Origin of the sequence: Azospirillum brasilense (genome assembly GCF_022023855.1) — a bacterium.
GTDB classification, from domain to species: Bacteria; Pseudomonadota; Alphaproteobacteria; order Azospirillales; family Azospirillaceae; genus Azospirillum; species Azospirillum brasilense_F.
Map to the genome: position 1 here is coordinate 2,319,068 of NZ_CP059449.1, position 13,433 is coordinate 2,332,500.

Below are 13,433 nucleotides of genomic sequence, written 5' to 3' on the forward strand. Positions count from 1 at the left end.
CGTCCATCCACGGCAGACCGGTCCGGGGAGGCCCCTTTCCGCCATCAGGCGGGGAGGGGCCTTCGTGCGTTCTGGCGTGCATTCTTCCGAGGATCAGCGCGAATCGAGCAGCATCGCGGTGAGGACCGCGCCGGCGACCAACGCACACAGGGCGAGCACGATGGCGAGGCTGCGCAGGAACTGGCGCATTTCCCCCTGTTTCCAGGCGCTTCGAGCCAGAAGCAGCAGGTAGCCGGCCGCCGCCGCCCCGATTATCGTCCACATCGAACCGCCAACCGCCTCTGTCGGGAACGCTCCCTCCGCATGGTGTTATGACCTACGGTGAGGGGGCCGCGGCAATCATAGGACGCCCGCGGCAAGGGGCGGATGCGCTTCTTTGGCATGAGTGCCTCCTGTCCGTTTTGGGTCGGGAACTTTTGGCAACCCACATGAACCGGGCAGCGCCACCGCGCATCCAAAGCGTGCGCCCCTCCGCAAAAAAGTGGTAGAAATTACGGAAAGTATCCATTCGATTGGGGGTGGTAGATACTTTAAAAGAGATGCAGTAATCCATGATTAAAAGTAGCTTTGCGCATATGCCCAATGCGTTCTTCTTTTAATCCCACAGAGTGGTACCGTGTTGCACGACACAGGGGTAAGGTCATCCAAAATATCGGCACGTCAATGCCATCGGTGGGGCACGGGTGGGGAAACCTCGGGTGATTGGTAGCCTACAAGATTGCCCAGGGAGTCAGAGCAATTTTCCAAAAATCGCGGGAGCTGACCAATGGAACCAGTGCGTGCTTTTCTGATCGACTCCAATAAGCTGTTCCGCGAAGGCCTGAAGAGGCTTCTCGACGATTCACCTTTTCAGATCGCCGCCGAGGCGGGGAACCTGCGCGAGGCGCTGAACTCCGTCGAGAACGGACTGCGTCCGCAGCTCATCCTGCTCGATCTGGTGAATGGGGGTGAGGAGGAGGCCGACGGCATGCGGCGGCTGCGCGCTCAGCTTCCCGACGCGCGCATGGTCATCCTGACCAGCGACCTGTGCACCCGCCGCCTCGCCAACGCTCTGGAGGCCGGAGCGGACGGTTATCTGATGAAGGACCTCTCCTCCGATGCGCTGGCCCAATCCCTGCGCCTCGTGATGATGGGCGAGAAGGTGTTCCCGACCCATCTCGCCGCCCTGCTGATTTCCGGTCGGGTGAACGGGAACGGCACCGACATGCCGGTGTCGCGCAAGGGCCTGTCCCAGCGGGAGGTGCAGATCCTGCGCTGCCTGCTGAACGGCGACAGCAACAAGATGATCGCCAACCATCTGAACATCACCGAAGCGACGGTGAAGGTTCATTTGAAAAGCCTGCTGCGCAAGATCAATGCCTCCAACCGCACCCAGGCGGCCATCTGGGCGCTGAACAACGGTATCGGCGGCGAGTTGGCCGGCGCCGCCGGCGCCGTGACCGCGGCGGCTGTCCACCAGTAATCGCACTCCCGCGGTCGTTTCCACCGGTGCAGGCGCCGGACCGGCCAGCCATACCCGTTCGGGGTGGCTGGCCGGTCCGGCGTTTCCGTGCGGGTCTCAGAGGCTGGCCGGCATGCGTCCGGATAGCTTCGCCGTGCAGAGAGCGACCTGGACGGAAGATTGAGCGAAGTGCCCACCCTAAAGCGTTCACCCATTCAAAGCGTGCGCCCATTGTGCGGACAGAAAATATCCCGGCACGGTGGCCGGGATTCTTTCGATTGATCAGGGTGAAACGCGTCCGACGATGCGTCAGGACGTGCCGGTCCGTTGGGCCGGGGCCGCGTGCATATGCGGCGGCACCATGCCTTCCCGGGCGGATTGCAACGCGCCCTGCTGTCGCGCGGCAAAGACGCCGGCCTCCGTTCTGTTGCGGAAGTGCAGCTTGGACAGGACACTGCGCACCATCGACTTTATCACCGCCTCGGACAGATCGAGCTGGTTGGCGATCGTCCGGTTGTTCAGCCCCTGGCCAAGCAAGCGCAGGGTCTCGAACTCCGGTTCCGACAGCCGCGGCAGCAGGGTCAGCCGAATCTCATCGACGCCCAGCCGGGACAGGAACTGCTTGGGCATCAGACAGTGCCCTTCCAGCCCCAGGTCCAGCAGCTCGTTGATGCGGTCCACGTTGATGTCCTCGAACACCCACGCATCGGCGAAGGCCAGGATGTGTGCGGCGTCCAGCAACTCCCGCGACGACAGCACCACGACGATCCGCGACCGGCGTGACAGCCGCAGATACACCATCGGTTCGTTCTCGCGCAGCGCGGTGAACTGCTGAAGGCCGATCAGGATCGCATCGGGCGTCAGCGTGCTCTGCGTCAGTTCCGATATGTCGTGGAAGACGGTCACACGATGGCGACCGGCCCGGTCGAGCGCCTGCACCACGGTGTCGGTCAGGGAATTGTTGTCGAGAATCAGGCAGACGTGCATGGGGGTCACCGCGTTGCGGGTCGAGTGCGATGCTTTCTCTTGGGCGTACTCATGGTTCATTTGCATGGGTCAGCTCTGTTTGGAGGAGGCATCCACGGCAGGCCCTTGTCGGGCATTATCGCCGCCTGTGTTTTAGGCTTGTCTCGTGCTCTCTATTCGTCGGCGCTCTGTGTCTTCGCGTAAGTGGTTTCGTTTAAAGACTGCATCGAATTTCAGGCATATATCCATCAAACCTGGAAAAAAACTTGACACTGTGATAAACAGTTTATAAATTAGGCGTGTAACACGTAAATCAAACGATAGACGATCACTCAAGATCGTCAAGCGCATCTGAATGGTGACCGGATCACTCCAAGCGATAACTCTTTTGTGACGGACCGCACTGAAAGGCCAGTACAGGTACGTGTCGCAAGGGGGCGCATTCGCACAGGAAAAGGACTGGCCATCCGTACAACGTGTTGCGCCGATGGGATAGGTTTTCACGCATTTCGATCATAGGCGTCGATCCTTCACGCGCGCCGGATGTTTTCCAGGGTGGACATCGTGACGTTCGCATCCTGAACAACCAAACATGGAAAAAATTGCGCTTCCCCTTTCTTTCGTGCAAAGAAATAGTTAAAAGGTAATAGTTCGTGCTTTGTTCAGTCGGCCTTCGCTGTATCAGAGGCCCTTTCCGCGCCGCAAATGACCTATGGCCCTTGTCCGGATATTGGCTCTCTTCCGAATGTGGTAGCAGTTCTTCAAGCCACGGGGCGAAAGGGTAGTTGGATCGCCAACGGGGTGGCCCGGTTAGTCCGGGAGGGCTGATCTGAAGCAACGGGAAAAAACGAAGGCGGACGGGGCCATGAAAATTCTGATCGGTGACGACCATCTCCTTTTTCGTGAAGGCCTGCGCCGTCTTCTGGAGCAGCTTCACGGGGACGCGATCTTCGTCGAGGCGGGCACCTTCGACGAGGTTGTTCAGCAATGCCGCGTCGGCGGCGGGTTCGACGTGGTGCTGATGGACCTGCACATGCCGAACTGGCCGGGCTTCGACGGGCTGCGCGAGGTGCAGAGCCTCCAGCCGGGCGTTCCGGTGGTGGTGATCTCCGCCTCCGAGGCGCTGAACGACATTCGCGGCGCGCTCGACCACGGGGCCACCGGCTACATTCCGAAGTCGAGCAGCGTCAAGGTGATGATGGGCGCGCTGAACCTCGTTTTCTCCGGCGGCATCTACGTGCCGCCCGGCGCGCTCACCGCCGCGACGGCAGCCTCCGACGCCGCGCCGCGCCGCGGTCGCCTGGACGGCGCGGACCGCAGCGCCTACGGCCTGACCCAGCGCCAGCGGGAAGTCCTGGATTGCCTGCGGGCGGGTAAGTCGAACAAGCAGATCGCCTACGAGCTCGGCCTGTCCGAGGGCACGGTGAAGATCCACGTCACGGCGATCTTCAAGTCGCTGGGCGTCAAGAACCGCACCCAGGCGGTGATCGCCGCCGCCGCCATGGCCTCGTAAAGGGGCAGGTCCGAAGGTTACGGGGCAGGGTGGGAAACACGGAAAACCGGGTTGGAGACCGACAGGGCCGCGAGCAGGCACGAACAAGGTGCCGCCGCGGCCTTTTCGATTCCGGCTTTCGCCTCACCTCATATACTCATGCCCGAATCCGCGCCGGCGGCGCGTCCGAGGGTCCAGAAGAAGGAAAGACAGCGATGGCGGCGGAAACCCCGGTGTGCGACTTCGGCCGGAAGGCGGAGGATTTCAGCCTGAAGGGAACCGATGGAAAGACCTACAGCCTGGCCGACGTCCAGGGACCGAGCGGCACGCTGGTCATGTTCATCTGCAACCACTGCCCCTATGTGAAGGCGGTGATCGGGCGAATCGTCGAAGAGGTCAACGCGCTGAGGGCCCACGGCATCGGCGCCGTCGCCATCATGTCGAACGACACCGACGCCTATCCCGACGACGGCTTCGACAACATGAAGCGTTTCGCGGCGGAGCATGGCTTCACCTTCCCCTATCTGCTCGACGAGACGCAGGAGGTGGCGCGGGCCTACGGCGCGGTCTGCACGCCCGACTTCTTTGGCTTCAACGCCGACCTGTGTCTTCAGTACCGCGGCCGGCTGGACGCCTCCAAACGCGAACCGATCCCCGACGCCCCGCGCGAACTGTTCCACGCGATGGTCCGCATCGCCCAGACGGGGCAGGGGCCGACCGACCAGATCCCCAGCATGGGCTGCTCGATCAAATGGCGGAATCCGGCCTGATTCCGCCCAAAGCGCAGCCTTAATACCCGGATGGGCGCCGTTGCGCCTTGACCGCGTGCGGCGCCCAATGCTATCCGGCCCTTTGAACCATCAGAACCGCCCGCCGCAGCCGCGCGCGGGCGCAATCCCCGCTGTAACGGTTTTCGTGCCGTAGGATGCCGCTGTAGAGCCATGAGCGATATTTTCCGCGAAGTCGACGAGGATCTGCGCCGCGACCGCATGGAGCGCGTGTTCAAGCGCTACGGCGGCATCATGCTGGCGGCCGCGCTGGCGGTCGTCGCCGCGACGGGCGGCACGGTGGCTTGGCGCAACTGGCAGCAATCGCAGAAGGAGAGCGGGACGACGGCATTGGCCGCCGCCCTGTCCCAGGCCGCCCAGGGGCCGGACAAGGGCGTCGAGGCCCTGGCCGCCTTCGCCGCCAAGTCCGATCCCGGCATGGCCGCGCTGGCCCAGCTGAACGCCGCCGCCCTGCTGGCCCGCGAGGGCAAGACCGCGGAGGCCGTGGCCGTCTACGACACGCTGTCCAACAACGCCGGCGCCGCCGCGGTCTACCGCGAACTGGCGGCCCTGCTCTCGGTGATGCACCAGCTCGACTCCGGCGATCCGGCCCAGCTTCAGGCGCGGCTCCAGCCTCTGACGGCGGATGCCAATCCCTGGCGCTTCTCCGCCCGCGAGATGAGCGCCGTGCTCGCCGCCCGCGCCGGGGACAAGGAGCGTGCGCGCACCCTATTCCAGCAATTGGCCGACGACTCGCAGGCTCCGGCCGGCGTCCGGTCGCGCGCCGCCGATCTCGCCACCCTCTACGGCAAGAGCTGATGACCCGCATTCCCATGGCCGCCCCGACCGCGCACCCCACCGCGAAGCGCCCCTCCCTGCGCACCGCTCTGCTCTCCGCCCCGCTGCTCGCCGTGCTGCTCAGCGGCTGCGACACCGTCAGCGGGTGGTTCGGCAAGACCCCCGATCCGCCCCTGCCGGGCGAGCGGGTGTCCGTCCTGACCCGCGAGCGCAAGGTCGAGGTCGACCAGCAGTTGGTCGGCACGCCGGTCGCTCTGCCGACCGCCGTCGCCAACCCGGCCTGGGCGCAGCCCGGCGGCACGCCGGAACACGCCGGCGGCAACCTCGCTCTGTCGGCTACCCCCGCCGAGGCGTGGCGCGGCGACGTCGGCACGGGGGCCAGCAGCTCCCGCTCGCTTCTGGCGACGCCGGTCATCGCCGACGGACGTATCTTCGCCATGGACGCCGACTCGCACGTCGCCGCCCTGGACGAGCGCACCGGGCGCCAGCTCTGGCGCATCGACACCAAGCCGGAGAAGGAACGCGGCGGTGCCAGCGGCGGCGGTGTCGCCTACGCCGACGGGCGCGTCTTCGCGGCCACCGGTTTCGGCGAGGTGGTCGCGCTCGATCCCGCCAACGGCTCGATCATCTGGCGCAAGCGCGTGCCGGGCCCGGTCCGCGGCGCGCCGACGGTTGAGGGCGGGCGCGTCCTCGTCCTGACGCTGGACAACCAGCTCACGGCCCTGTCGGCCTCCGACGGTGCCGTGCAGTGGTCGCATCAGGGCATTCTGGAGACGGCGGGCCTGCTGGGCGCCGTCAGCCCGGCGGCCTCGCCGACCCTGATCGTCGCCCCTTACTCCTCCGGCGAGCTGTACGGCCTGCGTCCGGAGAACGGGCGCGTGGCGTGGCAGGAGAGCCTGGCGGCGATCCGCCGCAGCGGCGCCCTGAGCAGCCTCGCCGACATCCGCGGCCTGCCGGTGATCGACCGCGGCGTCGTCTACGCGATCGGCCATTCCGGCCGTATGATCGCCATCGACGAGCGCATCGGCATCCGCCTGTGGGAAGCCGAGATCGGCGGCACCCAGACACCCTGGCTCGCCGGCGACTATCTGTTCGTCGTCACCAACGATTCGGAGCTGGTCGCCCTGACCCGTCAGGCCGGTCACGCCCGTTGGGTCGCGCAACTCGCCCAGTTCACCGATCCGGAGGACAAGAAGGGGCCGATCACCTGGTCCGGTCCGGTCCTGGCCGGTGGCAAGCTCTACGTCACCGGGTCGAACGGCCAGATGCTTGCCCTGTCGCCCGCCGACGGGCAGGTGCTGACCCGCTATTCGCTGCCGGCCTCCACCTATTTGCCTCCGGTCGTGGCGAACAACACCCTATATGTCCTGGGCGAGAACGGTACGCTGGTGGCGTACCGCTGATCGCCATCCTTGGTTCTTTATAAGGCCCCCGGCCCGATGTCCTTCACCGTCGCTCTCGTCGGTCGGCCGAATGTCGGCAAATCGACTCTGTTCAACCGTTTGGCCGGCAAGAAGCTGGCGCTGGTCGACGACACGCCCGGCGTGACGCGCGACTGGCGCTCGGCCCCCGCCCGTGTGGGCGGGCTGTCCTTCACCGTGGTCGACACCGCGGGCCTGGAGGACGTCACCGACGACAGCCTGGAGGCGCGGATGCGCCGCCAGACCGAACGCGCCCTGGAACGCGCCGACGTGGCGCTGTTCATCGTGGACGCCCGTACCGGCATCACGCCCCTGGATCGCCACTTCGCGGCTCTGTTGCGCAAGAGCAAGACCCCCGTCATCCTCGTCGCCAACAAGGCGGAAGGCAAGGTGGGGATGACCGGACTCTATGAAGCCTTCGAGCTTGGCCTGGGCGACCCCCTCGCGCTGTCGGCGGAGCATGGCGAGGGCATGGCCGATCTGGTCCAGGCACTGCTGCCCTACGCCCCGCCGGAGCCGGAGGCGCTCGAGAAGGCTTCGGCCCCCGTCAAGGGCGAGGGGGAAGAGGAACTGCCCGTCGGCGACCAGCCGGAAACCGACGAGGAGCGTGCCCGCCCGATCCAGATTGCCATCGTCGGACGGCCGAACGTCGGCAAGTCCACCCTGCTGAACGCCCTGATCGGTGAGGAGCGCGTGCTGACCGGCCCCGAGGCCGGGATGACTCGCGACGCCATCAGCGTCGATTGGGAATGGCGGGGCCGCAAGTTCCGTCTGGTCGACACCGCCGGCATGCGCCGGCGCGCCCGCGTCGATGCGAAGGTGGAGAAGCTGGCCGTCGCCGACGCCCTGCGCGTCGTCCGCATGGCCCAGGTCGTCCTCCTCGTGGTCGACGCCAACCAGATCCTCGACAAGCAGGACCTGACCATCGCCCGCACCGTGGTGGAGGAGGGGCGCGCCCTGGTCATCGCCCTGAACAAGTGGGACGCCGTGGACGACCGCGCCATGGCCCTGCGTCAGGTCGAGGACAAGCTGCAGGCCGCTCTGGCCCAGATCAAGGGCGTGGAGGTGGTGACCATCTCCGCCCTTCAGGGCAAGAAGCTGGACACGCTGCTCGACTCGATCCTGTCGACCTATGGGCAGTGGAACCGCCGCATCCCGACCGCCCAGCTCAACCGCTGGATCGAGGGCGTGCTGGATCACCACCCGCCGCCCCTGGTCGAGGGCCGGCGCGTGAAGATCCGCTACGCCACGCAGGTGAAGGCGCGCCCGCCGACGGTGGCGCTGTTCGTGAACAAGCCGCTCGATCTGCCGGAAAGCTACCAGCGTTACCTGATCGCCCATCTGCGCGAGACGTTCGACCTGCCGGGCGTGCCGGTGCGGCTGCTGCTGCGCAAGCAGAAGAACCCCTACGCGGATGATTGAGCGGTTGCGCTCCCCGTCTTCCTCCCCGCTGGGCGGGGAGGAAAACGGGGAGCGCAACCGGTTAGGCCAGCTTCAATTCCTTGAAGAAGTCGTTGCCCTTGTCATCGACGATGATGAAGGCCGGGAAGTCCTCGACCTCGATGCGCCAGATGGCTTCCATGCCGAGTTCCGGATACTCGACGCACTCCACCTTCTTGATGCAGTCCTGAGCCAGACGGGCCGCGGCGCCGCCGATGGAGCCCAGATAGAAACCGCCGTGCTTCTGGCAGGCCGCGGTCACCTCCGGGCTGCGGTTGCCCTTGGCCAGCATGACCATCGAGCCGCCTGCCGCCTGGAACTGCTCGACGAAGCTGTCCATGCGCCCGGCGGTCGTCGGACCGAAGGAGCCCGAGGCGTAGCCTTCCGGCGTCTTGGCCGGACCGGCGTAATAGATGGGGTGGTTCTTGAAATAGTCGGGCAGCGGCTCGCCGGCGTCCAGCCGCGCGCGCAGCTTGGAGTGGGCGAGGTCGCGGGCGACGATCAGCGGGCCGGTCAGCGACAGGCGCGTGCGGATCGGATACTGCTTCAGCGTGGCGAGAATCTCGCTCATGGGCTGGTTGAGATCGATCTTCACCACCTCGCCGGCCAGATCGCCGTCGGTGATTTCCGGCAGGTACTTGGCCGGATCGGTCTCCAGCTGCTCCAGGAAGATGCCGTCCTTGGTGATCTTGCCCACCGCCTGACGGTCGGCCGAGCAGGACACGCCGACGCCGATCGGCATGGAGGCGCCGTGGCGCGGCAGGCGGATGACGCGGACGTCGTGGCAGAAATACTTGCCGCCGAACTGCGCGCCGATGCCCATGGTCTGGGTCAGCTTGTGCACCTCCGCCTCCATGGCGAGGTCACGGAAGGCGTGCGCGTCCTCGCCGCCCTCGGTCGGCAGGTTGTCGAGGTAGCGGGCCGAGGCCAGCTTCACCGTCTTCAGATTCTGCTCCGCCGACAGGCCGCCGATGACGATGGCGAGGTGGTAGGGCGGGCAGGCCGAGGTACCGAGGTAACGGATCTTGTCCTCGAGGAACTTCAGCAGCCGGTCCGGCGCCAGCACCGACGGGGTGGCCTGATGCAGGAAGGTCTTGTTGGCCGACCCGCCGCCCTTGGCCATGAACAGGAACTTGTAGGCGTCCTCGCCCTCCGCGTAGATCTCGACCTGGCCCGGCAGGTTGTTGCGGGTGTTCTTCTCCTCGTACATGGAGATCGGGGCGAGTTGGCTGTAGCGCAGGTTGCGCTTCAGGTAGGCGTCGCGGGCGCCTTCCGACAGGGCGGCCTCGTCGCCGCCCTTGGTGAAGACGCGGCGGCCCTTCTTGCCCATGATGATGGCGGTGCCGGTGTCCTGGCACATGGGCAGCGTGCCGGCAGCGGCGATGTTGGCGTTCTTCAGCAGGTCCAGCGCCACGAACTTGTCGTTCGGCGAGGCTTCCGGATCGTCGAGGATCGCGCGGATCTGGCCGAGATGGCCGGGACGCAGCAGATGGTTGATGTCCTTGAAGGCCTCTTCGGCCAGCAGGCGCAGGCCCTCCGGTTCCACCTTCAGGATTTGTTCGCCGTCGAACTCGACGACCGAGACGTGATCCGAGGTCAGCTTGCGGTAGGTTGTGTCGTCCTTGGCCAGCGGAAACAGAGTCGCGGCGCCGCGGGCGGGGCTGATGTCATCGGGCATTCGGGGGCTTCCTTCCTGTTTTTGGGTCACAGGCCCCGATGCGGCGCGTTGGAGCGCGCAAAAGGGCCAGGGCCACGCTCGCGCACCGTTATACACCCCTGCGCCCGGCGTACAACGGGAACGGAACGCCCTGCGGCGATAAGGAAAGGGCCTTGCCCAGGCCTTGAAACGATGCGGCCCGGACCCACCGCCGAAGCGCTGGATGCCGGGCCGCAACAGTCCAACACCGACAATAGCTTACGCGGCGCTCTTGAACTGAGCCGTCAACTCAGGCTGGCCTTCGACCACCGGCTCCGCAGGGGCGCCGGCCCATTCCGTGTGCGCCGGGATCTCCTCGCCCTTCATGACCAGGGTCAGCGGGCCGAGATGGGCGTAATCGCCGACGCTGGTGTCGTACAGCACGGTGGAGCCGGCGCCGATGGTGACGCCGCGGCCGACCTTGACGCAGCCGACCTTCATCACGCGGTCCTCGTAGAGGTGGGTCTGCAGGGCCGACAGGGCGTTCACCGCGCTGTGGTCGCCGACCGTCACGCAATCGAACTCGGTGATGTCGGTGGTGTCCATGAAGACGCCCTTGCCGAACTTGGTGCCGAACAGGCGCAGCACCCAAGGCAGCATCGGCGTGCCGCGCAGATGGTCCAGCAGCACCTTGCCGGCCAGACCCCAGTAGAGCACCGCCACCGCTTCCGTCTTCATGGCCCACCAGGACCACATCGGCTTCACGGTGGGCGTGTAGCGGCCCATCAGCAGCCACTTCACCAGAATGACCACCGCGACCATCGCCACCGGGATGGCGACGCTGACCGCCAGGAACTGCGCCAGAAAAGCGCCGTAACGCTGCTCCAGGATGGCCGGAGCGAACAGCTCCACCGCCAGCGTGCCGAAGGTGATGAACAGCATCGTCGGCATCGACAGGCTGAAGGCCTCGAACACCGCGCGGCCCAGGCGTCGGGCCTTGGACGGCTCATAGGTCCAGTTGGCGCCGACCCCGTCGAAGCGCTGGCGCACCGGCAGCTTGATCGGCGGGCTGCCGAACCACGTCTCCCCGGCGGACATCGCCTCGTTGGCGGGCGGCTTCGACTTGATGCCGATCAGCGAGCCGGTGGGGATGCAGGAGCCCGCCGGCACCACCGCGTCGTTGCCGACGAACACGCGCGCCTCGGTCTTCACCGGCTTCAGGAACATCCAGCCGCGGCGGATGTCCTCGTCGCCCAGAACCACCTCGTCGGCGATGAAGCACTTCTCGCCGATCTCCACAAGGTCGTAGCGCCCGGCGAGGTTGGTGGAGATCTCAGCATCCTTGCCGATCTTGGCGCCCATCAGCCGGTACCACGCCCGCATGTAGACCGTGGCGTAGAGCGAGCTGAGCGTGTCGAGCATCACCTCGGTGGACAGCGCCACCATCCATTTGCGCAGATAGAAGCCGCTGTGCACCGAGTAGGTGCCGGCCTCGACGCGCGGCAGGACGATCCAGCGCACGGCGGCGATCATGCAGACCGTCACGGCGACCAGCGCCATGGCCGTCGGCCAGGCGATCAGCGGCAGGTAATAGAGATAGCTGACTCCGAAGACCGACCCCAGAACCCCGTCCAGATTGTCGAACAGGTAGAAGGCCGGGAAGATCGGCATCAGCGAGATCGGCGGCAGGGCCAGCAGCATCGCCGTGTAGAAGGCGGCGTTCAGCCCGCGGCGCAGCCGTCCGGCGGTTGCCGGGGCGGGCAGCTCCGCCCGGTCGACGCTGCCGACGCGGCGGGCCGGCGAGCCATCCCAGCGCTCATAGGCGCCGGTGCGGGCACCGGCGGGCAGGGCGGTCAGGTCGGCCAGCTCCGTGCCGGGACCGACCACCGCGTCCATGCCGATGACGCAGGACGTGCCGACATACGCGTCGGCGCCGATCTCCACCGCGCCGATGACCAGCTCATTCCCGATCACCTCGGCGTTCGCCAGCTTCACCTTGCCGCCGATCGAGGCGCCGGCCCCGATGGTCACGAGGTCGATGGCCCCGGACTCGAACTCGCCGATCAGCGCTTCGTCGCCCACCTTGGCGCCGAGCGCGCGCAGGAGAACCCGCATAACCGGCGAACCCTGGAACCACTTCAGGTGGACGAGGCTGATGAAGCGTTGCGCCAGCCACCAGCGGTAATAGTAGGCGCCCCACAGCGGGTAACGCCCGGGCTTCGTCCGCCCGATGACCAGCCATTTGGCCGCGACGGCGATCACAACCGTGGCGGCGTTGATGACCATGTAGACGCCGAGCAGCGTGGCGATTTCCTGAAGGAAATTCGCGTCTTCGCCTGACAGCAGCATGTAGCTGACGAAGACACCGAGCCACTGCGCCGTCATCAACGCCAGGATGAAGGGCAGGGCCGCCGCCTGCGCCGCCCCGCAGAGGAAGCGGCGGAGCAGGGGAGGCGGCGTGAAGGAACGGTCCTTGCGCTCCGCCCCGCCGCCATTGCCGCCCCGCGGCGCGCGGGCGTCCAGCCGCTCGGCCATGGCGCGCAGACTGCGGGCGCCATAGACGTCCTGCAGGGTCAGCCCGTCGAGATGCCGGGTCTCCCGCACCGCCGACACGAACCGCGCGGCGAGCAGCGAATGGCCGCCCAGATCCATGAAGAAGTCGGCTTCCAGCGGCACCGCCTGACCGGGGAAGACGCGCTTGGCGGCCTCCAGCAGGGCGGCCTCCGTCGGGGTCTGCGGCTCGTCCTGTTCGCTGGGGCCGGCGTCGTCGGTCAGCGGCGCGGCCTGCAGCGCCTTGCGGTCGGCCTTGCCGGACGTCAGGCGTGGCAGGCGATCCGTCACCTCGAAATGCGATGGCACCATGTAGCTCGGCAGCTGGGTGCGCAACTGGTCGCGCAGCGCCGTCTTGTCCAGCGCGGCGCCGGCCTGCGGCACCAGAAAGGCGACCAGCCGGTCCAGCCCGTTGTCGTTGCGCAGCACGACGGTGGCTTGGCTGACGCCGGCCATGTCGGTCAGCTTCGCTTCGATCTCGCCCAGCTCCAGCCGGAATCCGCGGATCTTCACCTGATCGTCGATGCGGCCGTGGAACAGCAAGTTGCCGTTCGGATCGACGCTCACCGCGTCCCCGGAGCGATAGAGCAGCGGGTCGTTGCCGTGGATGGCGAAGCTGTTGCGGATGAACTTCTCGGCGGTCAGGTCCGGACGTCCCAGATAGCCCTGCGCCACTCCCGGCCCGCCGATCAGCAGCTCGCCCTGGGTGCCGGGGGCGACCAGCGCCATCGCCTCGTCCACCACATAGCAGCTGTAGTTCGGAATCGGCCGGCCGATGGTGACCGGCTCGTCCGGGTGGACCTCGGCCACGGTGGCGACGACGGTCGCCTCGGTCGGGCCATAGCTGTTGAAGATCGTCCGCCCCGGACGGCACCAGCGCGCGGCCACCGCGGGCGGGCAGGCCTCGCCGCCCAGGATGACG

The 13,433-nt window shown here is 66.5% G+C and carries 10 protein-coding genes (1 of these 10 cut by a window edge); 6 read left to right on the top strand and 4 right to left on the bottom strand.

All coding sequences use genetic code 11. The features are described 5' to 3' along the window. Positions 1-93 precede the first annotated feature (93 nt). Entirely contained in the window at positions 94-264 is a 171-nt protein-coding gene (locus tag H1Q64_RS10985; RefSeq protein ID WP_237903524.1) for a hypothetical protein, read from the bottom strand. A 502-nt stretch (positions 265-766) separates the two neighbouring features. On the opposite strand from H1Q64_RS10985, the gene H1Q64_RS10990 reads away from it, so the two are divergent. Then, the gene (locus H1Q64_RS10990; protein ID WP_014240789.1) at positions 767-1,462 is read left to right on the top strand and encodes a LuxR C-terminal-related transcriptional regulator; all 696 of its coding nucleotides are present in this window, start codon (positions 767-769) and stop codon (positions 1,460-1,462) included. A 288-nt stretch (positions 1,463-1,750) separates the two neighbouring features. Here H1Q64_RS10990 and H1Q64_RS10995 read toward each other — a convergent pair whose 3' ends face one another. Then, positions 1,751-2,494 carry a response regulator transcription factor gene (locus H1Q64_RS10995; RefSeq protein WP_237903525.1) on the bottom strand — a complete coding sequence of 248 codons (744 nt, stop codon included), beginning with the start codon at positions 2,492-2,494 and terminating at the stop codon, positions 1,751-1,753. A gap of 778 nt (positions 2,495-3,272) precedes the next feature. On the opposite strand from H1Q64_RS10995, the gene H1Q64_RS11000 reads away from it, so the two are divergent. The 5 genes from H1Q64_RS11000 (at position 3,273) to der (ending at position 8,307) form a co-directional block, all read left to right on the top strand. Next, positions 3,273-3,920 carry a response regulator transcription factor gene (locus H1Q64_RS11000; RefSeq protein ID WP_237903526.1) on the top strand — a complete coding sequence of 216 codons (648 nt, stop codon included), beginning with the start codon at positions 3,273-3,275 and terminating at the stop codon, positions 3,918-3,920. A gap of 194 nt (positions 3,921-4,114) precedes the next feature. Then, a complete protein-coding gene (locus H1Q64_RS11005) occupies positions 4,115-4,669 on the top strand; it encodes a thioredoxin family protein (protein ID WP_103039004.1) in 555 nt (184 codons plus the stop codon). Positions 4,670-4,840: 171 nt separating this feature from the next. Beyond that, on the top strand, positions 4,841-5,485 hold the full coding sequence (locus H1Q64_RS11010; protein ID WP_109138451.1) for a tetratricopeptide repeat protein: 645 nt from the start codon (positions 4,841-4,843) through the stop codon (positions 5,483-5,485). Beyond that, the gene (locus H1Q64_RS11015) at positions 5,485-6,867 is read left to right on the top strand and encodes a PQQ-like beta-propeller repeat protein (RefSeq protein WP_237903527.1); all 1,383 of its coding nucleotides are present in this window, start codon (positions 5,485-5,487) and stop codon (positions 6,865-6,867) included. Before H1Q64_RS11010 ends, H1Q64_RS11015 begins: the two co-directional genes overlap by 1 nt. 36 nt (positions 6,868-6,903) lie before the next feature. Continuing rightward, positions 6,904-8,307 (top strand): ribosome biogenesis GTPase Der, encoded by a 1,404-nt coding sequence (gene der / locus H1Q64_RS11020; RefSeq protein WP_237903528.1) that lies wholly within the window; start codon positions 6,904-6,906, stop codon positions 8,305-8,307. 61 nt (positions 8,308-8,368) lie between these two features. On the opposite strand, the gene H1Q64_RS11025 is transcribed toward der, so the two are convergent. Both H1Q64_RS11025 and H1Q64_RS11030 read right to left on the bottom strand, forming a co-directional pair. Beyond that, positions 8,369-10,003 carry a fumarate hydratase gene (locus tag H1Q64_RS11025; protein WP_237903529.1) on the bottom strand — a complete coding sequence of 545 codons (1,635 nt, stop codon included), beginning with the start codon at positions 10,001-10,003 and terminating at the stop codon, positions 8,369-8,371. A gap of 237 nt (positions 10,004-10,240) precedes the next feature. Then, positions 10,241-13,433 carry the 3' portion of a Pls/PosA family non-ribosomal peptide synthetase gene (locus tag H1Q64_RS11030; protein WP_237903530.1) on the bottom strand. The gene runs 791 nt beyond the window's last position, so 3,193 of the gene's 3,984 nt are visible here — the last part of the coding sequence; its start codon lies beyond the right edge, outside the window; the stop codon is at positions 10,241-10,243.